This window comes from Streptomyces sp. NPDC057638 (assembly GCF_042800315.1).
GTDB lineage: Bacteria > Actinomycetota > Actinomycetes > Streptomycetales > Streptomycetaceae > Streptomyces.
Genome location: NZ_JBHVHF010000119.1, coordinates 1 through 22412, shown reverse-complemented (window position 1 = coordinate 22412; position 22412 = coordinate 1). Strand labels below are relative to the sequence as shown.

At 72.1% G+C, this 22412-nt stretch carries 20 protein-coding genes and 1 pseudogene; 14 read left to right on the top strand and 7 right to left on the bottom strand.

Translation table 11 applies throughout. The features are described from left to right. Positions 1-272: 272 nt before the first annotated feature. Entirely contained in the window at positions 273-1355 is a 1083-nt protein-coding gene (locus tag ACFVIM_RS17945) for a teichoic acid biosynthesis protein C (RefSeq protein WP_384302185.1), read from the top strand. A 458-nt stretch (positions 1356-1813) separates the two neighbouring features. Next, positions 1814-3178, top strand: a complete 1365-nt coding sequence (locus tag ACFVIM_RS17940; protein ID WP_384302183.1) for an aspartate aminotransferase family protein — start codon at positions 1814-1816, stop codon at positions 3176-3178. Positions 3179-3197: 19 nt separating this feature from the next. Here the strand turns inward: ACFVIM_RS17940 and ACFVIM_RS17935 are convergent, their stop codons facing one another. Further along, on the bottom strand, positions 3198-3638 hold the full coding sequence (locus ACFVIM_RS17935) for a hypothetical protein (protein WP_384302181.1): 441 nt from the start codon (positions 3636-3638) through the stop codon (positions 3198-3200). A 69-nt stretch (positions 3639-3707) separates the two neighbouring features. Between ACFVIM_RS17935 and ACFVIM_RS17930 the strand changes: the two genes are divergently transcribed. Together ACFVIM_RS17930 and ACFVIM_RS17925 are read left to right on the top strand one after the other, a co-directional pair. Continuing rightward, the gene (locus ACFVIM_RS17930) at positions 3708-4397 is read left to right on the top strand and encodes a GntR family transcriptional regulator (protein ID WP_384302179.1); all 690 of its coding nucleotides are present in this window, start codon (positions 3708-3710) and stop codon (positions 4395-4397) included. A gap of 437 nt (positions 4398-4834) precedes the next feature. After that, entirely contained in the window at positions 4835-5485 is a 651-nt protein-coding gene (locus ACFVIM_RS17925) for a hypothetical protein (protein ID WP_384302177.1), read from the top strand. 198 nt (positions 5486-5683) lie between these two features. On the opposite strand, the gene ACFVIM_RS17920 is transcribed toward ACFVIM_RS17925, so the two are convergent. Next, complete coding sequence (locus ACFVIM_RS17920; protein WP_384302175.1) at positions 5684-6430, bottom strand: SLATT domain-containing protein; 747 nt, start codon at positions 6428-6430, stop codon at positions 5684-5686. 610 nt (positions 6431-7040) lie between these two features. On the opposite strand from ACFVIM_RS17920, the gene ACFVIM_RS17915 reads away from it, so the two are divergent. The 7 genes from ACFVIM_RS17915 to ACFVIM_RS17885 all read left to right on the top strand — a co-directional run bounded on the left by ACFVIM_RS17915 (position 7041) and on the right by ACFVIM_RS17885 (position 14534). Further along, positions 7041-7379, top strand: a complete 339-nt coding sequence (locus ACFVIM_RS17915) for a YbaB/EbfC family nucleoid-associated protein (RefSeq protein WP_384302187.1) — start codon at positions 7041-7043, stop codon at positions 7377-7379. A 319-nt stretch (positions 7380-7698) separates the two neighbouring features. Next, positions 7699-8298 carry a recombination mediator RecR gene (recR, locus tag ACFVIM_RS17910; protein WP_384302173.1) on the top strand — a complete coding sequence of 200 codons (600 nt, stop codon included), beginning with the start codon at positions 7699-7701 and terminating at the stop codon, positions 8296-8298. After that, positions 8291-8947 carry a DUF5063 domain-containing protein gene (locus ACFVIM_RS17905; protein ID WP_384302171.1) on the top strand — a complete coding sequence of 219 codons (657 nt, stop codon included), beginning with the start codon at positions 8291-8293 and terminating at the stop codon, positions 8945-8947. The genes recR and ACFVIM_RS17905 overlap by 8 nt, the downstream gene beginning before the upstream one ends. A 436-nt stretch (positions 8948-9383) precedes the next feature. Beyond that, positions 9384-10655: an aspartate kinase gene (locus tag ACFVIM_RS17900; protein WP_384302169.1), complete on the top strand. Its 1272-nt coding sequence runs from the start codon at positions 9384-9386 to the stop codon at positions 10653-10655. Between the two features lie 247 nt (positions 10656-10902). Beyond that, a complete protein-coding gene (locus ACFVIM_RS17895) occupies positions 10903-11988 on the top strand; it encodes an aspartate-semialdehyde dehydrogenase (protein WP_384302167.1) in 1086 nt (361 codons plus the stop codon). A 582-nt stretch (positions 11989-12570) separates the two neighbouring features. Further along, the gene (locus ACFVIM_RS17890) at positions 12571-13146 is read left to right on the top strand and encodes a SigE family RNA polymerase sigma factor (RefSeq protein WP_384302165.1); all 576 of its coding nucleotides are present in this window, start codon (positions 12571-12573) and stop codon (positions 13144-13146) included. A gap of 368 nt (positions 13147-13514) precedes the next feature. Further along, on the top strand, positions 13515-14534 hold the full coding sequence (locus ACFVIM_RS17885; RefSeq protein WP_384302163.1) for a hypothetical protein: 1020 nt from the start codon (positions 13515-13517) through the stop codon (positions 14532-14534). Between the two features lie 257 nt (positions 14535-14791). On the opposite strand, the gene ACFVIM_RS17880 is transcribed toward ACFVIM_RS17885, so the two are convergent. Both ACFVIM_RS17880 and ACFVIM_RS17875 read right to left on the bottom strand, forming a co-directional pair. Beyond that, on the bottom strand, positions 14792-15727 hold the full coding sequence (locus tag ACFVIM_RS17880) for an SURF1 family protein (RefSeq protein ID WP_384302161.1): 936 nt from the start codon (positions 15725-15727) through the stop codon (positions 14792-14794). 533 nt (positions 15728-16260) lie between these two features. Then, complete coding sequence (locus ACFVIM_RS17875; RefSeq protein WP_384302159.1) at positions 16261-18123, bottom strand: prolyl oligopeptidase family serine peptidase; 1863 nt, start codon at positions 18121-18123, stop codon at positions 16261-16263. 70 nt (positions 18124-18193) lie between these two features. Here ACFVIM_RS17875 and ACFVIM_RS17870 point away from each other — a divergent pair, with 70 nt between their 5' ends. Beyond that, positions 18194-19033 carry a class I SAM-dependent methyltransferase gene (locus ACFVIM_RS17870; protein ID WP_384302157.1) on the top strand — a complete coding sequence of 280 codons (840 nt, stop codon included), beginning with the start codon at positions 18194-18196 and terminating at the stop codon, positions 19031-19033. 68 nt (positions 19034-19101) lie between these two features. Here ACFVIM_RS17870 and ACFVIM_RS17865 read toward each other — a convergent pair whose 3' ends face one another. The 3 genes from ACFVIM_RS17865 to ACFVIM_RS17855 all read right to left on the bottom strand — a co-directional run bounded on the left by ACFVIM_RS17865 (position 19102) and on the right by ACFVIM_RS17855 (position 20856). Further along, positions 19102-19428, bottom strand: a complete 327-nt coding sequence (locus ACFVIM_RS17865) for a DUF6191 domain-containing protein (RefSeq protein ID WP_384302155.1) — start codon at positions 19426-19428, stop codon at positions 19102-19104. A gap of 70 nt (positions 19429-19498) precedes the next feature. Further along, a complete protein-coding gene (locus ACFVIM_RS17860; RefSeq protein ID WP_384302153.1) occupies positions 19499-20194 on the bottom strand; it encodes a 4'-phosphopantetheinyl transferase family protein in 696 nt (231 codons plus the stop codon). An 86-nt stretch (positions 20195-20280) separates the two neighbouring features. Next, positions 20281-20856: a TerD family protein gene (locus ACFVIM_RS17855; protein ID WP_384302151.1), complete on the bottom strand. Its 576-nt coding sequence runs from the start codon at positions 20854-20856 to the stop codon at positions 20281-20283. 150 nt (positions 20857-21006) lie between these two features. On the opposite strand from ACFVIM_RS17855, the pseudogene ACFVIM_RS17850 reads away from it, so the two are divergent. Together ACFVIM_RS17850 and ACFVIM_RS17845 are read left to right on the top strand one after the other, a co-directional pair. Next, positions 21007-21327 (top strand): annotated as a pseudogene (locus ACFVIM_RS17850) (ArsR/SmtB family transcription factor); the annotation flags it as partial. Between the two features lie 238 nt (positions 21328-21565). Beyond that, positions 21566-22207, top strand: coding sequence for an SRPBCC family protein (locus ACFVIM_RS17845; RefSeq protein WP_384302149.1), 642 nt, complete (start codon positions 21566-21568; stop codon positions 22205-22207). Positions 22208-22412: the final 205 nt, after the last annotated feature.

Below are 22412 nucleotides of genomic sequence, written 5' to 3'. Positions count from 1 at the left end.
TCCGGAAACAGTCCCCATGCCCCCGAAGGCCCCGGCGCCCCCCGCCGGGGCCTTCTCCTCGTCCCGGGCGTCCCAACTCCGTTCGCCCGGCCTCCTGTAAGCCTCTGACCAGCGAAGGCGTCCTGCCTCACGGGCTGCTCGGGTGGCGCGTGAGCATGTGTGCCCGGAGAGCGAATATCGGACATCTAGTGGCGAATTAGGTTGTTCGCTTCCCGTGTTCGACTTCCTACGATCATGGCTGATCCACAGCACGTCCACGGAGGTGGCAGCATATGAACGACTCCCAGCCGGCCTCGGCCGACGCCCTCGCGCCCGCGGGCATCACGTTCCCCGCGCCCGGCGCGGCCCGGCTCGTGCCGACGAAGAAGATCAAGGTCAACGGCACCACCGGCCCTGGTCTCGTCCGTTACCAGACGGTCCAGCACCAGACCGTCATGCAGTCGCTCGCCTTCGACAACGCTCACAACCGGGTCTACATAGCCCAGGTGATGAACGGGTCCACCACCAATGAGCTGGGCCATGTCACCATCACCGAGCTGACCTGGCGGACCAACCAGCCGACGCCGGGGTATGTGCAGACCGGCCATATGTATCTCCACGGGTTCGGCCATGTGGTGAGCATCGGCGTCGAGCCCGTCGGCCCTGACTCCTACCTCTGGACCGAGGTCGACAGCGTCCCGATCGTCGACGCGAAGGGCAACAAGAGCGGGCGGGGTGTCCGCATCTGCCGCTTCAAGTTCGAGGCGTTCGGCCCGAACGACACCCCCATCCCCAACAACAGCCCCAAGCTCCAGAAGTTCACCCCCGTCCCCGGGTCCATCATCAACACGGTGAACATCGACCCGGTCTACGGGCGGCTGGTGCACCGCTTCGAGCTGGACGGGAAGATGCGGTACCGGGTGCACGACCTGGCCAAGGCGCGCCAGGGCATCTGGGACGACTACGTCGCCGACATCCAGCAGCCGTCGCCCACCTTCGCCGCCAAGTACGGGAAGCCGGACTTCCAGGGGTACGCGGTCGCGGGCAGCTGGCTGTACCTGCTCTACGGCAACGCGTACGAGCACAAGCAGAACACCGACAACAACGATGCGACGGACCCGGTCATCGTCTCCCCGCTCAATGAGGGCAACACGCATCTCGTCTCGGTGAACCTCCTCACCGGTGACATCGACACCACCTTCCACACCAAGGCCGGGGTCACCCTGACCTTCCGCGAGCCGGAGGGCCTGTCCATCCGCGTCCCGGACCCCACCAAGCCGGAGGAGTTCCAGGTCGCCATGGGCTTCGCCTGCGGTACGTCGGGCGCGCGCACCGTGTCGATCTACTACAAGTCCGAGCTGGCCCCGCCCGTGTAGTTCCGCGGGCCTGAGCCAGTCATGAGCTGGTCGGAGCCGGTAGGGGCCCGTGGGGGCCGGGAACCGTGTGGGGTTTCCGGCCGCCACGGGGGTACGGAGCGGTGCCCCTCTTCCCGTCGGGATCACCGCACCGGGCTCCATGGCCAGGCGCGAAGGCCCCGGCGTCGCCTCTGACGAGGTGCGCGCCGGGGCCTTCGGCGGGCACGGAACCCGCGCGTCCATGTGTCCGCCGAGGGGCCGCGTCCCCCGGTGAGGTGCTGCGAGCGGAACGCGCGTCCGCCCGCCCCGGCGCTCCGTTCAGCGGAACCCGTCCGCCCGTGAGCGTCCGCCCGCCCGCCCGCGCGGGCGCGGCCCGGCGCGGTGGGGGGCCCGCCCCGACACAACGCCGTGCCACGGCCCCGCATCCCTGACAGGGTGGTGCTGTCGGCGCCGTTCCGGCGCTCCCTACGCTGACCGGCATGAACCAGAGCCCCGCCGCCGACCCCCAGGCCGGTGCCGCCGTCAAGGCCGCCGACCGCGCCCATGTCTTCCACTCCTGGTCCGCCCAGGGCCTGATCGACCCGCTCGCCGTCGCGGGCGCCGAAGGCTCGTACTTCTGGGACTACGACGGGAACCGCTATCTCGACTTCACCAGCGGTCTTGTCTTCACCAACATCGGTTACCAGCACCCCACGGTGGTCGCCGCGATCCAGCAGCAGGCGGCGACCCTCGCGACCTTCGCGCCCGCGTTCGCCGTCGAGCCGCGCTCCGAGGCGGCCCGACTGATCGCCGAGCGGACCCCCGGCGACCTGGACAAGATCTTCTTCACCAACGGCGGGGCCGAGGCGGTCGAGAACGCCGTCCGGATGGCCCGGCTCCACACCGGCCGCCCCAAGGTGCTCTCCGCGTACCGCTCGTACCACGGCGCCACCGGCACCGCGATCAACGTCACCGGTGATCCCCGGCGCTGGCCCTCCGACAGCGGCAGCGCGGGAACGGTCCGGTTCTGGGGGCCCTTCCCGTACCGCTCCCCCTTCCACTCCGCCACCGAGGCCGAGGAGTGCGAGCGCGCGCTGCGGCACCTGGAGGACACGGTCGCCTTCGAGGGGCCCGGGACCATCGCCGCGATCGTGCTGGAGACCGTCCCGGGCACGGCCGGGATCATGGTCCCGCCGCCGGGCTATCTCAGCGGGGTGCGCGAGATCTGCGACCGGTACGGGATCGTCTTCGTGCTCGACGAGGTCATGACGGGCTTCGGCCGGACCGGCACCTGGTTCGCGGCCGAGCACTTCGATGTCGTCCCGGATCTGCTGACCTTCGCCAAGGGCGTCAACTCCGGCTATGTGCCGCTCGGCGGGGTCGCGATCTCCGCCGAGATCGCCGCCACCTTCGACCAGCGGCCCTACCCCGGCGGACTGACCTACTCCGGGCATCCGCTGGCCTGTGCGGCGGCCGTCGCCACCATCCGCGTGATGGAGGAGGAGTCGATCGTGGAGCGCGCCGCGTGGCTCGGTGAGCAGGTGCTCGGCCCCGGGCTGCGTGATCTCGCCGAACGCCACCCCAGTGTCGGCGAGGTGCGCGGGCTCGGCGCCTTCTGGGCGCTCGACCTGGTGCGGGACCGGGCCACCCGCGAGCCCCTGGTGCCGTACAACGCCTCCGGCCAGGACAACGCCCCCATGGCCGCCTTCGCCGCCGCCTGCAAGGCCGAGGGCCTGTGGCCGTTCGTGAACATGAACCGCACCCATGTGGTGCCGCCCTGCACCCTCACCGAGGAGGAGGCCAAGGAGGGCCTCACCGCCCTGGACCGTGCCCTCTCGGTCGCGGACACCTTCACCACCGGCTGACGGCGGAGCACGGGGGGTCTCACCCCCCGCCCGGCTCCACCTCCAGATAGCGCCGCCCCCGGGGCCCCTTGTAGAGCAGCGGCTCCCAGCCCGCCGCCTCCAGCGCGTCCGCGCAGCCGCGGAGCCGCCGCTCCTCCTCCCAGGCCGCACCGGAGCCCGGCGGGCCGAGCCACTCCACCCGGACCGTCCCGGGGCGGTCGCCCGCGCTCACCCGGTAGCCGGTGGCGGTCCGCCGCCTCGCGCCGTCCACGGCGGACGGTTCCACCCCGGCGGCCTCCAGTGCCAGGGCCACGGCGCGCACGGGCCGGTGGCGCTCCCAGTCGGCCGGACGGGACGCGGCGCCGGTGAGCGTACGGATGCGCTGGAGCCCCTCGTACGCCGTGCGCACCTCCTCCGCGCGGCCCCCGGCGGCAGGCGGCGGACCGTCGCCCGTGGACGGTTCGAAGACTCGCTCGTTCACCTGTTCCTCACTTGGTCTGTACCGACTGGCCTATCGTGTCCGGGACCCCTGGCGAAGGAGAAGCCATCGATGCCCGGCCCCGGCCCGCGCGGAGTGCTGACCACGGTCACCCGCAGCACGCTGCGGCAGCAGATCGCGGAAGCGCTCCGTGACGAGGTGCTGGCCGGGCGGCTCGCGCCCGGCCAGGAGTTCACGGTGAAACAGATCGCCGAACAGTACGGGGTCTCGGCGACCCCGGTCCGTGAGGCGCTGGTCGACCTCTCGGCCCAGGGGTTGCTCGACTCCGACCAGCACCGGGGATTCAGGGTGCACCGCTTCACGGTCGCCGACTACCGGGGGATGGTCGAGGCCCGTTCGCTGGTCATCGACGGCCTCCTGCGTCAGGCGGAACGTCACGGCCGTCCCGGCGCCCGTGCGGAGGCGGTCGATCCGGTCCGTCGCCGCGCCGAGGAGGCGGCCCGTGCCGCGCGCTGTGGCGACCTCGATATCCACATCGGCTACGACCTGCGGTTCTGGTACGAGCTGGCCCCGCTCGTCGCCAACGCCTACATCTCCGACTTCCTGCACCAACTGCGGCTGCGCACGTGGGTCTTCGCCGTGCCCCATCTGCGGGACGACCCCCGGCGCCGGGAGTGGCTCTGGGGCGGCCACGAGGAACTGGTGGGCGCGGTGGCCGCCGGAGACATGGCGGCGGCCAGCGCGGTGATACGGGCCTATGACGAGCACGCGCTGCGGTGGGCGGACCAGCTGGAGCGATGACGGCGACGGGCCCGGCACCGGCCCCGGCTCCGGAGGGGGGCCGCGGTGCCCCACGAGCCCGGCCGTCGCGGTACCGCCGGGGGCGAGCGGCAGGGCGGGTGCTCCGGTGGCGCGGGCGGTGTGGGTGGGCGCTGCTCCGGTGGCGCGGGCGGTGTGGGTGGGCGCTGCTCCCGTGGCGCGGGCGGTGTCGGTGGACCTCCGTTCCCGTGGCGCGGGTACCAGGTGCGGCGGCCTCCCATGGCGGTGGCGCCGCGGACGGACAGCCGTCGCGGTGGCGCGGGCGCCCTGCCGGTGCCGGGATGTGCGCACTACGCTTGCGGCCCGAACCCGCCGCGCACCACCTCACCCCACCACCCCATCACCCGGCGTCCCCTCCGTCACTCCTCACTCAGCCGTACGCCAACCCGTTTCCGTGACTCGTCTGGAGAGAGACCCCCTTGGCTTGTGACCTCTGGCTGGTCCCCCTGGTCGACGTGCTGTGCCACAGCCCCGACAACCCGTTCGCTGACGAGCTGGCCTCCTACGACAAGGTGCTGACCGAGGCGGGGCTGCCCACCGTCCCGGTCTTCGCCTATATGCCCGGTCTGTCGGGTGAGGTCGCGCCCGTAGCGGGCTTCGACTACGACGCGCTGCACTTCCTGCGGCGGGCCTATCTGCTCCAGCTCTGCGGTCTCGCGGTCACGCCCGTGGGCGAACTCGGCGGGGACTACGAACAGTTGCTGGAGATGTTCGAGTCGGCCGCCCAGCGCTCCCACCTGGTCTGGCACTACGACCACGCGGGCGCCTATGTCCCGGTGGACTTCGCCGCGCCGCTCTCCAGCGACGAACTCCTCGCGAGCGGCGGGCCGCTGGGCTCCACCCAGGGGCTGCTGCGGGAGCTGGAGTACATCGCCCCCGCGATCGGGATCGACCCCGCCAACCCCCCGGCCGCCCCGGCGGCACCCGCCCGGCCCACCTCGCTGGAGGAGCGCGCGGCCCCGCTGGCGGAGGACGGCCATCCCTACGCCCGGGAGCGCCATGTCTGGCTCGGGCTCCACGCGGCCGCCGTCCGCAGCCTGGGCCAGGGGTCGATGATCGTCTTCAGCTGACCCGGTCCACCGCCCGCCCAGCCGGTCTCCCCCTGAGCCGACGGCGTGCCGGGCGCCCGCCGGGCGCCCGGGATGTACCGGCGGGCGGGCGCCCGCCGGGCGCGGCGGCTCGGGCGGGTGGCCTCCCCGCCGGGCGCGGCGGCTCCGGCGGGTGGCCTCCCGTTCGGCGCGGTGGCTCGGGCGGGGTGCCCTCCCCGTTCAGCGCGGCGGTTCCGGCGGGCGCTGGCGGGGCATGCTGGGGCGGCCGTTCCCCGGCAGCAGGGTGGTCCGGCCGTTCGTCGAGCGCTCGGCGCCGCGCACGCCCCCGGCGGGTCCGGGGCCCGTCGGCTGTCCCGGTCCCGGCCCCGGCCCGCCGCCGAACTCCCGCGCCCACTCCGCCGTCTCCCCGCGCACCAGTTCCGCGATGTCCTCCGAGAACACCCGCAGTACCCGCAGACAGCGTTCCGCCGCCTCGCTGGCCGTGCCCTCCGCCGGGCCCAGCACCTCGCGCACATTCTCCGAGGCCCAGTCGAACTGGAGCGCCTGGAGCCGTCGCTGCACCGCCTGCGCGGTCGCCAGGCTCCGCATCCAGCCGGAGGTGAGCCCGAGATACCGGTCGCCGAGCACACAGGCCGCCCCCAGCAGCAGCGCCACATACCCCCACCCCGCGACCCCGGTCAGGGTGTCCGTCAGTTCGAGCAGGGGCAGGGTGGCTCCGGTGACTCCGCCGACCGCGGCGCCCAGCCGCAGCACCCGGCCACCCCGGCGTTTGGCGACCCGGTCGGCCAGATACCACTCCACCGTCCGCAGTGCCCCGTCCTCGACCCAGCGGTAGAGCTCGTCCAGCCGTTCGGCGGGTGCGCCCCAGTCGCCGTGGGGGAAGGGCCTCGCGGTCAGATCGCCGCGCGGCGTCTCGTCGGGTTCCCCCGGGGGCGGCCCCCCGGGCCGCATCTCCGGCTGGCTCACCGGGCGACTCCTTACAGCCTGAACTCCATGTCAGGCGATACGGCCTGAACCTCATTCCGGGCGATGCGTCCCGCCGGTCCGTGGGACGGTTCCGGGCCGCCGGTCGGCCCCGCCCCGGAACGGTCGGCGCGAGCCCCTCCCGGATCCTCCGCGCACCGCGTACGTATCGGTACGTATCCGTATGTACAGATACATTCATACCCATCCGCGATGATGCGCATCAACGCATACCAATGCCTACCGATGTACTGGTGTGAAGGGCGTCGCGCCCGGCCCGCCGACGCGCCCCGGGGGAGCGCGCGCCGTGCCGTGCGCGGCATGGGGCGTCCCGCGCCGTCATGTCCCGCCCTGGCCGCCGCGCGCCGCCGTGTCCGTGCGGGGGCGCGGGGCGCGTAGGGGCCCGTCCCACGCCCCCCATTCCTACCGCCGAACGGTGGGCGGTGTACGGCAAATCCCGGTATTTCTATCCATCGAGGGGTCGTGATCAGGCCGGGCTCCTCCGGAGAACTCACTCGAAAGAGTCGCCGACGCGGGGTTCGGCGTGGTGAGCGGCGACCACGTAGGCTCGGCCGTAACCGAACAACCGATGTCGAACGCGCCAGGAGTGACCGTGATCCCCGGTGGTGGCCAGCCCAATATGCAGCAGCTCCTCCAGCAGGCCCAGAAGATGCAGCAGGACCTCGCCCGCGCCCAGGAGGAGCTGGCGCGGACCGAGGTCGAGGGCCAGGCGGGTGGCGGCCTGGTGAAGGCCACCGTCACCGGCTCCGGTGAGCTGCGCGGCCTGGTCATCGACCCGAAGGCGGTCGACCCGGAGGACACCGAGACCCTCGCCGACCTGGTGGTCGCCGCCGTCCAGGCCGCCAACGAGAACGCGCAGCAGCTCCAGCAGCAGAAGCTCGGCCCGCTGGCGCAGGGGCTCGGCGGCGGGATGCCGGGTCTGCCCTTCTGAAGGCTCCGGCCCCCGGCCGCACGGCCGCGGGGCCTCACCGGGCCCTTTCCGGGCCTCCCGCTCCGGACGGCGGGCCGGACGGCGGGTCGGACGGCGGACCCCTTCCGGTTCTCCGCTGCGGCGGCCCGGCGGCGGTCCGGGCGCCATGCCGCCGCGATCACGGAGATCACCCGGCGACCGCTCTCTTCTGGGACGGGCCCGCAGCAACTACCGTACGAGCCGTAAGGGCCCGTACCCCGGTCACCCCGGTGGCACCGACCACCTCCGTGACCCCGTCACCACACACCGCCACACACCGCCGCAGACGAGAGGCAGTCCGTTGTACGAAGGCGTGGTCCAGGACCTCATCGACGAGCTGGGCAGGCTGCCCGGCGTCGGTCCCAAGAGCGCGCAGCGGATCGCCTTCCACATCCTCCAGGCCGAACCCGCCGATGTCCGCCGCCTCGCCCATGCCCTGCTGGAGGTGAAGGACAAGGTCCGCTTCTGTGCGGTCTGCGGCAACGTCGCCCAGCAGGAGCAGTGCGTGATCTGCCGTGACCCGCGCCGGGACGCCACCGTCATCTGCGTGGTGGAGGAGTCCAAGGACGTGGTGGCGATCGAGCGGACCCGCGAGTTCCGGGGCCGCTATCACGTGCTCGGCGGGGCCATCAGTCCCATCGAGGGGGTCGGCCCCGACGACCTGCGGATTCGCGAACTCCTCGCCCGTCTCGCCGATGGCCGGGTGACCGAGCTGATCCTGGCCACCGACCCCAATCTGGAGGGCGAGGCGACCGCCACCTATCTGGCTCGGATGATCAAACCCATGGGTTTGAAGGTCACCCGGCTGGCCAGTGGTCTGCCTGTGGGGGGAGACTTGGAATACGCCGACGAGGTCACGCTGGGGCGTGCCTTCGAGGGGAGACGACTTCTCGATGTCTGACGCCATGCTGCACGCGACGAACCAGGATCCGGCCGACTTCGCGGTCCAGATCGCCGACTCGATCGAGTCCTTCATCGTGGCGACCACCGAGGTCGCGAAGGGTGACGAGCCGGACAGCGCGGTGCCGTTCCTGCTGCTGGAGATCTCCCAACTGCTGCTGACCGGTGGCCGTCTGGGCGCCCATGAGGACATCGTCCCGGACGAGCGCTACGAGCCGGACACCGGACCCGAGCCGGACGTGGACGATCTGCGGGAGCGGTTCGCGGTGCTGCTCGACCCGGTGGATGTCTTCTCCGAGGTCTTCGACCCCTACGAGCCGCGGAAGGCGCCGGTCGCCTTCCGTATCTCCGACAACCTCGCCGACATCGTCACCGATCTGCGCCATGGGCTCGCCCACTACCGCGCGGGCCGGACGACCGAGGCCCTGTGGTGGTGGCAGTTCTCCTACTTCTCCAACTGGGGTCCGACCGCGTCGGCCACCCTGCGGGCGCTCCAGTCGCTGGTCGCGCACGTCCGTCTGGACCAGCCGCTTGAGGAACTGGACGGCCTGGACACGGACGAGGACCTGGCGGACGACGCGCTGGCGGAGGAGGCGGGCCGGGTCATGGCCGAGGAGATCGCCGTTCCCCTGGGCCTGCGCACTCCCTGACACCGCCGGGCCCGGATCCCCGGCCCCGGCCTTTCCCTGGCCCTTCACCGGCCTTCCCCCAGCTTTCCACCAGCTTTCCCGGCGCCCGCCACGGCCCGTCCGTGGGGCGGGCGCCGCGCGCGTCGCGTCCGGCCGGGCCACGGGGGCTCCCGTGGTCGGGCCGCGTGGGCTCCCGCCGTCGAGTCACGCGGGCTCCTGCTCTCCGGCCGCGCGTGCCCCCGCCCTCCGGCCGCGCCCCCGGCTCGCCACATGTGAGGCGCCCCACACTCCGCGTACTCATCCTCTCCACGGGCAGAAGCCCCCCAGCGCGGCCCCGTGACCACTCCCTGAGCAGTGCATCTCACGATGTGATTGCCCCGGGCCACGGACCGGCCGCTCGTTAGACTGAGCCGACCGCAGCGCATGGCTGCGGTGGAGAACCGAGCGAGGAGCGCACGTGGGCCTTGTCGTGCAGAAGTACGGAGGCTCCTCCGTTGCCGATGCCGAAGGCATCAAGCGCGTCGCCAAGCGGATCGTCGATGCCAAGAAGAACGGCCACCAGGTGGTCGTCGTGGTGTCGGCGATGGGCGACACGACGGACGAGCTGATCGATCTCGCGGAGCAGGTGTCGCCGATCCCCGCCGGGCGCGAGTTCGACATGCTGCTGACCGCGGGAGAGCGGATCTCCATGGCCCTGCTGGCCATGGCGATCAAGAACCTGGGCCATGAGGCACAGTCGTTCACCGGCAGCCAGGCGGGTGTCATCACCGACTCCGTCCACAACCGGGCGCGCATCATCGACGTGACGCCGGGCCGGATCCGTACCGCGCTGGACGAGGGCAATATCGCCATCGTCGCCGGATTCCAGGGTGTGTCCCAGGACAAGAAGGACATCACCACCCTCGGCCGAGGTGGCTCCGACACCACCGCCGTGGCGCTGGCCGCCGCGCTGGACGCCGAGGTCTGCGAGATCTACACCGACGTCGACGGCGTCTTCACGGCCGACCCCCGGGTGGTGCCCAAGGCGCGCAAGATCGACTGGATCTCCTTCGAGGACATGCTGGAGCTGGCGTCGTCCGGCTCCAAGGTGCTGCTGCACCGCTGCGTCGAGTACGCACGCCGATACGACATCCCGATCCACGTCCGCTCGTCCTTCTCCGGGCTGCGCGGCACCTGGGTCAGCAACGAGCCGCTTGGAGACCAGCAGGTGGAGCACGCCATCATCTCCGGAGTCGCCCACGACGTCTCCGAAGCCAAGATCACGGTCGTCGGGGTCCCGGACAAGCCGGGCGAGGCCGCGGCCATCTTCCGTACGATCGCGGACGCCGAGATCAACATCGACATGGTCGTCCAGAACGTCTCGGCCGCCACGACCGCGCTGACCGACATCTCCTTCACCCTGCCGAAGACGGACGGCGCGAAGGCGATCGACGCGCTGGAGAAGGCCAAGGGCAAGATCGGCTTCGACTCGCTCCGCTACGACGACCAGATCGGCAAGATCTCGCTGGTCGGCGCGGGGATGAAGGCCAACCCCGGCGTCACCGCCTCCTTCTTCGAGGCGCTCTCGAACGCGGGCGTGAACATCGAGCTGATCTCGACCTCCGAGATCCGTATCTCGGTGGTCACCCGCGCCGAGGACGTGACCGAGGCCGTCCGCGCGGTGCACAGCGCCTTCGGCCTGGACAGCGAGAACGACGAGGCGGTCGTCTACGGCGGCACCGGCCGATGACCCGGCAGGGGCGGGCCGTCACCCGCACGGACCGCCCCGCCCGTCCGCGCCCCGGCGCCCACTCCGCCCGTCCGGGCCGGGTCGTGGACGCGGGTCCTGCCGCGGACACGCACCTCGCCGTCCGTCCCGATCGTGGCGCCCGCGCGAGTCGTTCCCTCCGTACGGGTCGTCCTGTCCGTAGCTGTGGATGGGTCGGTAGGCGCGGATGGGTCCGTACGGGCGGTTCCCTTCGCACCGGCCGCCCGCGATGAGCCGTAAACCGGCGCTCGCGGTCGTCGGCGCGACCGGCGCCACCGGTTCCGTACTGCTCCGGATCCTCTCCCAGCGCGCCGATGTCTGGGGCGGGATACGCCTGGTCGCCTCCCCGCGCTCGGTCGGCCGGACACTGACCGTACGGGGCGAGGAGTGCCCGGTCGTCCCGCTCGACGAGGACGCGTTCGCCGGGGTGGACCTCGCCCTCTTCCTCGTCCCCGACGAGATCGCGGCCCGATGGGCGCCGGTCGCCGCCCTGCGGGGCGCGGTGGTGGTCGACACCTCCGCGGCCTTCCGGCTCGACCCTGATGTGCCGCTGGTGGTGCCCGAGGTCAACCCCCACTCCGTACGGCTCCGTCCGCGCGGCATCGTCGCCGGGCCGGGCGCCGCCACGCTCGCGATGGCGCCCACGGTCGGCGCGCTGCACGCCGCGTTCGGGCTGCGCGACCTCGTCGTCGCCTCCTACCAGGCGGCCAGCGCCGGTGGCCGCTCCGCCGTCGCCGCCCTGCGCCGCGAGCTCTCCCTGGTCGCCGGTACGGAACTGGGCTCGGCCCCCGGCGATGTGCGCCGGGTGGTGAACGGTCCGCCCGCCGCGCCCGGCCGGGGCCCCCTCCCCTCCGCCCGCGACGAGGCCCCGCTCGCCCTCAACGTCGTGCCCTGGACCGGAACCCTCCAGGAGGACGGCTGGTCCTCCGAGGAACTCGGGCTGCGGGCCGAGACCCGCAGGATCCTCGCGCTGCCCCGGCTTCGGGTCTCGGCGACCTTCGTACGGGTGCCGGTGGTGACGGGGCACTCCCTCGCGGTGCACGCGCGGTTCGAGGACGAGGTGACGGTGGAGCGGGCGCACGAGATCCTGGCCACCGCGCCGGGCGTGGTGCTCTTCGACGACCCGGCGGCGGGCGACTTCCCCACCCCGGCCGATGTGGCGGGGACGGATCCGACCTGGGTGGGCCGGGTTCGCCGGTCCCCGGACGACCCCCGCGCCCTGGACCTCTTCCTCTGCGGCGACAACCTCCGCAAGGGCGCCGCCCTGAACGCGGCGCAGATCGCCGAGTCGATCGCGGAGGAACTCCCGCTCTGATCGCGGCGTCCGGCGTCCCGGCGTCCCGGCCGCCCTCCACCGCGGTTCGCCGTCCCGCGCCCGACTCCGGGCTCGGTACTATGTGCGGTCGCAAAGTTAACAATCTGTAGACCGCCCATGGATGAGCTGTGATCAATTCGTAGGTCTGAACCATTTGAACTCGGACCGCGAAATGATCGACAATTCGCTACCCGCGGTGCGCAACCAGCGGCCGGACGGGTGGCGTCTTTGCGGTCGCCTCACAGCGGTGCCGCGAGAATGGGGCATGGGGGAAGAGCGAGTACGCATGACAGCGGAAGAAGAAGAGCCAAAAGCCGTGGCGTACGCGTACAACCCTGACGGGGGGAAGCGTGTCCAACAGGCGTGGCAGAGGTACTCGATATCACAGGGGTGGTTCCGGTCCGCGGCGCAGCAGTGCGCCTGCTCCGGGGTGCACCGACCGTTCCGGCCCGTGGCGGCCCGGACCAGCCGGTGCGTTCGGGCCGTGGGGTCTCGACCCCGCTCCGGCCCGTTCCCGACGGCCAGGAGGCTCCGGTCCCGCCGCGCGGCGGAGGATTCCGGCGCGCGCGTCCATCGGGCGGCATGCCGGTGATCGCCCCGATGCCCTCCCCGAGAGCCGCCCGGGTCGCGACGCAGCGCGAGGGTGCTGACGAGACGATGGCCGTGGGCACGACCGTCGACCACCTCACCGAGACCTACCGCGCGCACTACCGCTCTCTGCTCGGTCTCGCCGCGCTGCTCCTGGACGACACCGCCTCCTGCGAGGACGTGGTCCAGGAGGCGTTCATCCGCGTGCACTCGGCGCGTAATCGCGTCCGCGACCCGGAGAAGACCCTCGCGTATCTCCGCCAGACCGTGGTCAACCTCTCCCGCTCGGCGCTCCGCCGCCGCATCCTCGGGCTGAAGCTGCTCTCCAAGCCGATGCCCGACATGGCGAGCGCGGAGGAGGGCGCCTATGACCAGCTGGAGCGGGACGCCCTGATCAAGGCGATGCGCGGACTCCAGCGCCGCCAGCGCGAGGTCCTCGTGCTGCGGTACTTCGCCGATATGACCGAGGCGCAGGTCGCCGAGGTCCTCGGCATATCCCTCGGCTCGGTCAAGGCCTATGGCTCCCGTGGCATAGCGGCGCTCCGCGTCGCGATGGAGGCCACATCATGAGCGGGCATATGCGGGATACCAACGGTTTTGAGCACTACGGGCCGGACGGGCCGTCTGACGACCGGACTGGGAACGACACTGTGAAGAACGGGCCGGAGAACAGCGGGCCGGAGAAGAACGGGCAGCGGCCCGACGCCTCCCCTGGTGAGACCCAACGCCTCGATGGACTGGCGGCGCTCAGCGCCCTGGTCTCGGGCTCCGCGCAGGGCTCCGCACCGGGCTCCGGACCAACCTCGGACGATCCCCGCCCGGGTTCCGGCGCGGAACCGGATTCCGGACCGGAACCCGGATCCGGCGCGGAACCTGGCTGGAGAGCGGAAGCGCGGCCCGGACCGGGCGCGAGCGGCCCTGCCACACCGCGCGGCCCGGTGAGCGCGCCGCCCCTCGGCGCGGGAGCGACCGACGAGGACACCCTGCGCCATCTGTTCCACGGCGCGGTGCGCGATCTGGAGCCCTCCACCAACGCGCTCGACCATCTGCGCCGTGCCGTCCCCGCGCGCCGGGCCCGTAAGCGCCAGGCGCTGGCCGGGATGGCCGCGGCGGCGGTGCTGGTGGGTGTGGCCATCCCCGCCCTCGTCCATGTGGCGAACTCCGGGGGCGGCGAGAACCCCAACTCGGCCTATGTCGGGCACGACCAGGAGAAGCGCGAGGAGGCCCAGCGGGAACGGGAGAAGTCCGTCCACAAGCCGGGACCCGCCGGAACGACCCCGGGCAGCACCGGCAAGCCGTCGGCTCAGGCCCCCTCGGCCAGCGCTCCCGGTCAGCGTCCCGGCACCCCGGGCCGGCCCGACGGCACCCCCGGCGGCGGCACGGACAACCGCTCCCAGGGGGGCTCCTCCAACAGGGCGGCCGCCTGTGACCCCGGCCAGCTGACCGTGGTCTCGGCCCATGCCGCCAAGCCCGACGCCGAGGGGAAGGTGTACGGAGTCTTCCGCGTCGCGAACGGCTCCGGCACCTCCTGCAAGGTCACCGACGCCGGGGAGGTCGGCTTCCAGACGATGGGCGCGGCCGACCGCTCCAAGATCACGGTGGTCGACCACACCATCGGCGACGCCGCGACCGGTCTGCCCGACCCCATGGCGGAGGCGTCCGCGCTGGTGCTCTCCCCGGACGAGGCCTACGAGATCCGGTTCGCCTGGGTCCCCAGCGAGACCTGCCCCACGGGTGGCGCCTCCCCGGCCCCCACGGCCACCGAGGGCGGCGGCAGCGGCTCGGGCACCCTCCCGGAGGACCAGACCTCACCGCAGCTGGTATCCGGGGAATCCACGACCCAGGAGGGCAGCGTCGCCGTCACCCATGTCGCCGCTCCGGGAGCTCTGCCCGCGGACACGACGATCTCGAACGCCTGCGCCGGCACGATCTACCGCACCGGCATGCTGAGCGACTAGGCCGAGTCTTCGGCGTAGCGAGGTCCTTCCCTGGACCAGGGCCAGGGAAGGACCTGCCTGGTGGGTCTGGTGCTGGAGGTCTCCCCGTGCCGCCAGGCTCAGGAGGAGATCGCATGGCGGAGCCTGGGGGAGAGCCACCTGTGCCCTTCGGGTACAGGTGGGCGAGCCACCAGAGCGCGCCCGTCCTCACCGGCCAGGCGCCCTCAGCCCTCAGCCCTCAGCCCTCAGATTTCGGCACCAGCCCGTGCTCCCCGGCCTCAGCCCTTCCCGGTCTCCGGCTCCGGCCTGGTCGGCAACGAAGACGCGTTCGTGGATGCCGGGGCCCGGACCGCGGCCTCCACCTCGGTTCTCCCGCCCGCGGCGACGGCCTTCCCCGTCTCCGGCGCCGCCATCGCGCCCTGCGGCTCACCGGCCTCCGGCCTGGTCTGCGGAGACTCCGCGGACCCTGTGGACCGCAGCCCCAGAGCCTGGTCCCGGGCCTCCTCCGCCTCACGCCGCACCAGCCGGAACCACATGAAGAGCAGGAAGGCGGAGAACGCGAACCACTCCCCGGTGTAGCCGAGGTTCTGGAACGCCTTCAGATCGAGCCCGCTGCCCTCTGGAGCGGCGGGCGGGACCGCCGTCATACCGCTGTCCGCCGTGCTGAGGGTGACCCAGCCGTCATAGACCTCGTCCGGCACCAGGTTCACCAGCGCGGCCGCGCTGATCATGCCGAGCTGGCCGCTGGGCAGCCCGCCCGCCGTGTGCACCCCGTCGGTTCCCGCGTGCTCGGACGACTGGAGCGCTCCGGTGACGGTGACCTCACCCGTCGGCGCCGCCGGGGGCGTCTGCCCCGGAGGCAGCCAGCCACGGACCACCGGCAGCGCGCGTCCGCCCTCGGTCCTCAGCAGGGTCAGCACATAGTTCCCGCGCTTGCCGTCGACGGTCCGGTCGGGCACCAGGAACTGCTGGCCGTAGCTCCCGGTCGCCGTCGCCAGCCGACCCGAGGTCTTCTTGTCCACGGGCAGCAGTTCGTCCAGAGGCGCCGTGCCGAGCTCCCCAGGGGACGGCTCGCGCTTGGCCTCCTGGTGGGAGTCGACTCGGTCCTCGAACCTGCCGAGCTGCCAGCTCCCCATGAAGATGCAGAACGGGATCGCCAGGGCGACGAACGCGTTGATACCCCACCACCGGGGTGTCAGCAAGAACCGGTACACCCCTCCACGGTACGGAACCCGCCGCGGCCGCTCCTGTCCGCCCCCCGCCTCCGGCGCTCACCTCCTCCCTCGGCCATCGTCTCCATCCACCCTGATCACCAGCGCACGGCACGCTTCTCCGGCCGGGTGGCCCGGCAGGGCCACCCACGGCCGGGCTGGCGTGTCGTACCCCCCGGTGCCACCGCCGACCTCCCCCGCCGGCCGGCCTCCACCGCCATCGCCCTCCGAGGCCCCCGTCCAAAGCCCGCCGCACCAGGGACCCCGGCGAGCAGGCCCTCAGCGTCTGGGCCCGGGCGTCTGGGCCCCCGCCGCCGCAAAGGTGCCCCAGCCATCGCGGTGGAGTCGGCGGCCGGGCCCCAGAGGGCCGCCCGACCGCCCCTGATCCCGACGCCACCCCCGGCTCCGCGAAGCCCGTCGCCACTCCGCACGGGCTTCGCACCACGAGCCAGCGGCCCATCGCGTCGTACGCGTAGGTCGTCGCCCCTCGTCTCCCCCTCTCCTCGAAGCCGCCTCCGCTTGAGGCACCACTCCTTCTAAGGCGCCACTTCTTCCGGCGACTCCGCCGTGTGCTCCTCGTCGGTCCTCCCGACCCCGTCGAGGTGCTCCCGCGCGAACGCGATCTCCAGGCCGAGTTGCTTGATCCGCTCCTCCACCACCAGCGAGCCGTGTCCCGCGTCATAGCGGTACACCTCGTGCACCGCGTCCCGTGCCGCCAGTCGCTCCACGTAGTTCTCCACCTGGCGGATGGGGCAGCGGGGGTCGTTGACGCCCGCCGTGATGTACACCGGGGCCCGGACCGCGTCCACATAGGTCAGCGGCGACGACGCCTCGAACCGCTCGGGTACCTCCTCCGGTGTCCCGCCCAGCAGGGTGCGGTCCATCGCCTTCAGGGCCTCCATCTCGTCGTGGTACGCCGTGACGTAGTCCGCGACCGGGACCGCCGCGAGGCCCAGCGCCCAGGCCTCGGGCTGGGTGCCGAGCCCGAGCAGGGTCAGATATCCGCCCCAGGAGCCGCCCGCGAGGACCAGCCTGCGCGGGTCCGAGAGGCCGGAGGCCACCGCCCACTCCCGGACGGCCGCGATGTCCTCCAGTTCGATCAGCCCGACCCGGTGCTTGAGCGCGTCCGTCCACGCCCGGCCATAGCCCGTCGAGCCCCGGTAGTTGATCCGTACGACCGCGTACCCGTGGTCGACCCAGGCGGCGGGGCCGGCGGCGAAGGAGTCGCTGTCGTGCCAGGTGGGACCGCCGTGGATGTCGAAGATGGTCGGCAGCGGCCCCGCGGTGCCCTCCGCACCCTCAGGGCGCGCGGGCCGTTGCACCAGCGCGTGGATACGGCCGCCCGGCCCCTCCACCCAGACGTCCTCCACCGGCACCGAGCCGGGCGCCGTCAGACCCGGAGGGTCGAGCACGGTCCCGCCCGCGGTCGAGCGCACCTGCGGCGGTATCGCCGCCGACGACCACAGGTACTCCACCGACCCGTCGGGCCGGGCGGTGGCACCCGAGACCGAACCGGCCGGGGTCTCGACCCGCACGAGCTCACGCGAGGCCAGGTCGTACCGCCACAGCTCGCCCCGGGCCTCGAAGCTGTGCGCGACGAGCAGACCCGACCCGTCCGGGTACCACTCGGCGTTCACATCGCCCGGCAGGTCGATCGCCAGCTCGGTCTCCTCGCCCGAGACGACATCCCAGATCATCGGCTCCCAGCGGCCCCGCCGCTGGTGCCCCACGAGCAGTCGGGTGTCCCCGGCCACCGGGGCGAAGCCGAGGACTTCCAGGCCCAGCTCCTCCCGGCCGCCCCGGGTGTCGTCCAGCTCGGCCACCGTGGTGCCGTCGAGCCGCGTCACGCGCAGCGCCGAGTGCATCGCGTCACCGTGCTCGGTGTGCTCGATCGCGACCAGCGTCCCGTCGTGGGAGAGGCCACCGACCCCGGCCGACTCCCGGTGGCGGTAGATCTCGACCGGCTCGGAGTCATCCCGCACCACATGGATGGTGGTGCCGTCCTCGTCGGTGGAGCGGCCGATCACCGAGGCGCCATGACGGCCGATCGCCAGCCCGGCGGGGTACGAGGGCGCCAGACCGGGCGCGGCCGGGACGTCCTCGCCACCGCCGAAGGGCTGGCGCATCCATATCCCGAACTCGTCCCCGTCCGTGTCGGAGAACCACCAGATCGAGGCGCCGTCGGGGGTCAGCGTGCCGTCCGTGGTGCCGCTGGGGCGGTCGGTGGCCTGCCGCTGCGCACCGGTGGAGCGGTCCCAGGCGTACAGCTCGAAGGTGCCGGTGGCGTTGGAGACGAAGAGCGCCCGCTCCGGGGCGTCCTCCGCCCAGTCGGGCAGGGAGACACGCGGCGCGCGAAAGCGCTTCTCCCAGTCGGGCATGGAGTCGGTGGGATCAGTCATGACCCCATTCTGCGCCGGTGCGCCGACAAATCGTTCGCGTCATCCGCAGCCTGTGGATAACTTCGCCGATATGAATACCCTTCCGCCGTCCCCTCCGCCCCACTGGCGTGACTCCAACCGTTCGAGCTGGGACGAACGCGTCCCGATCCATGTCGCGAGCGACTTCTACGACCTCGACGGATTCCGCGCCGGCAAGGAGATCCTGCGCGACTTCGAGCTGGCGGAGATGGGGGACGTGACCGGACGCACCCTGCTCCACCTCCAGTGCCACATCGGCCAGGACACCCTCGCCTGGGCCCGCCGGGGCGCGTCACGCGTGGTCGGCCTGGACTTCTCCGAACCCGCCGTCGACGCCGCCCGCGCCCTCGCCGCCGAGATCGGGCTCGGTTCCGACCGGGCCACCTTCGTCGCCGCCGATGTGTATGACGCGGCCGGGGTTGTCCCCGACCGCGGATACGACATCGTCTACACCGGCAACGGCGCGCTGAACTGGCTCCCGGACATCACCGCCTGGGCCGAGACCGCCGCCTCCCTCGTCGCCCCGGGCGGCTTCCTCTACCTCTCGGAGTTCCATCCGGTCACCGACGTCCTCGACGACGAGACCGGGTCGCGTGTCGTCCACGACTACTTCTCACGGGAGGCGTGGGTCGATGACGTGCAGGGCACCTACGCCGACCTCGACGCCCCGACCGTCCACAACCGCACGGTGAGCTGGCAGCACCCCATCGGTGAGGTGGTGTCGGCGCTCTGCGCGACGGGGCTGCGCCTGGAGTTCCTCCATGAGCACGACGTCTCGCTCTTCCCGCGCTTCGGCACCTTCGAGCGGCAGGACGACGGGTACTACCGCTTCCCGGCCGACCGCCCCCGGATCCCGTTGATGTACTCCCTCAAGGCCACCCGCCCGGCCTGAGCCGCCCCGGTCCGCGTCCGGCTATCAGCCGTACTCCCCCCGCGGGAGTACGGCGGGAGTACGTACGGTCAGGGGGTGTCCGGAGCGCCTGTCGCGGGCGGTATCGCGCGGCCCGGAAGCCGTACGACCGCGTGTCCGCCCTCCAGGTCCACGGTGGAGCGGTGGGGCGGTGCGCCATCCTCCTCGTCGTCCCGCAGCAGAAGGGCGCTCTGGCGCTCCTTCAGCTCGCTCTGCTTACCGGGCGAGAACGTGGCGTGCAGCTGCTCGAAGCCGGTCGCCGACACCTGTCCGCGCCGCTTTCCCCGGCCGGTGGCCCGCATGATCTGGTCGGCGAACGCGATGACGACCAGGATGATCACCAAGCCGGGCAGGGTCATAAAGACGATGAACTCCATGGAACCGGAACCTTCCTGGGCGTCTGGACCGGGACGGCCCGCCCCGGTGCCGTACAGATCCGGGACGCGGTCAGTCGTTCCCCGCGCCGGGCCGCACCGCGACCGCCGCCGCGTATCCGGCCAGGGTCGGCAGATCGGTGATCAGCCAGCCGGTGTCCCCGGCGGGCTGGGGACCCGCCCCCACATAGGTCGTCGTCAGCTCCTCACCGATTCCGGCCCCGGTGCCCTTGAGCAGGGCTTCCTTACGGGTCCAGCAGCGCGCGAAGGCGAGCGCCCGCTCCGCGGCGGGCAGCGCGGCCAGCTCGGCCCGCTCCCGTGGATGGAGCTGGCCGGAGACGTCGTCCACGGTGGTGGTGTCGGGCACCCCTTCCACATCCACCCCGACGGGTGTCGGCGCGAGTCCGATCAGCACCAGGCCACGGGTGTGGGAGAGCGAGAAGTGCACCCCGCCGTCGGCCACGGCGGGACGACCGTGCGGCCCGCCGCAGCGCACACAGGACTCGCGTGCCATCCGCACCGCGCCTGGTGAGATCCCCAGCCGCTCCCCGAGCAGCTGGCGCAGCCGGACATGGGCCACGGCGTAGGCGTCCCGGTCGATGGGCCGCAGGAAGGAGTCCAGCCGGGCCGACTCCTCGGCGTCGAGGACATCCCGCCGCCCGAGCGCGTCCGCGGCGGTGTCTGCCACCCGCCCGTACCAGAGCAGCTCGACACCGGGCGGCGGCGGCAGCATGCCGTGATCCTGGCCGGAGGAGGACTCGATGGCCAACGCGGTGCCCTTCTGCTGGAAACCGTCATGTGGCCCGGGTCCGGCCCCACCGGGGGACCGGACCCCGGCCAGGGAGCCGACGTGGCTCAGACGTTGACGCCGAAGTCCTGCGCGATGCCGCGCAGACCCGAGGCGTAGCCCTGGCCGACGGCGCGGAACTTCCACTCGCTGTTGTTCCGGTACAGCTCGCCGAAGATCATCGCGGTCTCGGTGGAGGCGTCCTCGCTGAGGTCGTAGCGCGCGAGCTCGGCGCCCCCGGCCTGGTTGACGACGCGGATGAACGCGTTGCGCACCTGACCGAAGGACTGGCCACGGCTCTCACCCTCGTGGATGGAGACCGGGAAGACTATCTTCTGGACCTCGGCGGGCACCGTGGCCAGATTGACCTTGATCTGCTCGTCGTCGCCGTCGCCCTCGCCGGTGAGGTTGTCGCCGGTGTGCTCGACGGAGCCGTCGGGGCTCTTGAGGTTGTTGAAGAAGATGAAGTGGTGGTCGCTGAGGACCTTGCCGCCGCCGTCCACCAGCAGGGCGCTGGCGTCCAGGTCGAAGTCGGTACCGGTGGTGCTGCGGACGTCCCAGCCCAGACCCACGACGACCGCGGTGAGACCCGGAGCCTCCTTGCTCAGCGAGACATTGCCGCCCTTGGACAGGCTGACACCCATGGAATTCCCTGCGCAATCCGGCGCGGGCCGCGCCCTGCTCGACATTTCCTTGCCCACCCCGCCAACGCCCGGCCCGGCCCGGGGGTTCCCGGCGATCCGCCGAACTTAATAAGCATTGACTTATATAGTGCCCCGTCGCACCATGGGATCGTGCACGCCTTCGACGTACTCGGCGACCCCGTACGGCGCCGCATCGTGGAGCTGCTCGCCGAGGGCGAGCGGTCGGCGGGCGCTGTGAGCGCCACGATCCGTGGTGAGTTCGGTATCTCCCAGCCCGCCGTCTCCCAGCATCTGCGCGTGCTCAGGGAGGCGGGGTTCGCCTCCGTACGAGCCGAGGGGACCCGGCGGCTGTACGCGATCGACACCACCCCCCTGCGCGAGGTCGACCAGTGGCTGGAGCGTTTCCGGGGCTTCTGGGAGCAACGGCTGGACGCGCTCGGCACCGAGCTGGCGCGCGGGACGCGCCAGCGCTCGCGCTCCGCTCCCCCTGCGCACCCCGGCAGCGGAGCCGCCCCGGTGGGCGCGCGCGGTACGCCCTTCCCCGCTCAGCGCCCCCCGGCCGATCTCCCTCCTGACGTGGCCCAGGCTCCCATCCAAAAGCACCAGGAGCACCAGAAGCGGCAAGAGAACCACGAGAACCTGAAGAACCAGGAGAAAACGCAGCAGAGCGAGGAGACCTAGTGACGCACACGGCACACGAGGAGCGGCGATGAACGAGATCCTCGACCAGATCACCGAGGTCCACCGCGAGGTCGGCGTCCGTTCTGTGGCGGGCGAGGAGGCCCGCACGGTCCTGTTGCGGCGCACCTATGACGCCGCGCCGGAGGACGTCTGGGACGCCTGTACCGATCCCGAACGGCTCCGCCGCTGGTTCCTCCCGGTCAGCGGTGATCTCGTCCTCGGCGGCCACTACCAGCTGGAGGGCCACGCGGGCGGCGAGATCCTGCGCTGCGAGCCACCCCGGCTGCTCCGCGTGAGCTGGCTGTTCGGCGAGAACCCCGGCTTCAGCGAGGTCGAACTCCGGCTGGCCCCAGACCCGTCCGGGGGCACCGAGTTCGTCCTGGAGCACACCGCTGTCGTGCCACCCGATTTCTGGGGCCAGTTCGGCCCCGGAGCGACGGGGGTGGGCTGGGACCTCGTCCTGCTCGGACTCGGTCTGGACCTTCAGGGGGAGTCGGTGGGCGATCCCCGCGCCTGGGAGGCATCGGATGAGGCGCGTACGTATATGACCCGGAGCAGCGACCTCTGGGGCGCCGCCCACGAGGCGTCGGGCGCACCCCCGGAGGTGGCCGCCGAGGCGGCCCGTGGCACGACGGCCTTCTACGCGCCGCCACGCCCGGAGGCGGACTGAACGCGTCATCTCGCGGACCGACACGTCACCTTGCCGACTGAACGCGTCACCTTAAGGAAGCGCGCTCCCTCCATCTCCCCTGGTGACGGGCCTGCTGAAAGACCGGGGCCGTCAGCCTCCCGCGAAGAGCCGAAGGCGCCCTGCGGGAGAAGAGCGAGAGAAGAACGAGATGAAGAACCGGCCCGCCGACCGGTCTGTGTCCACA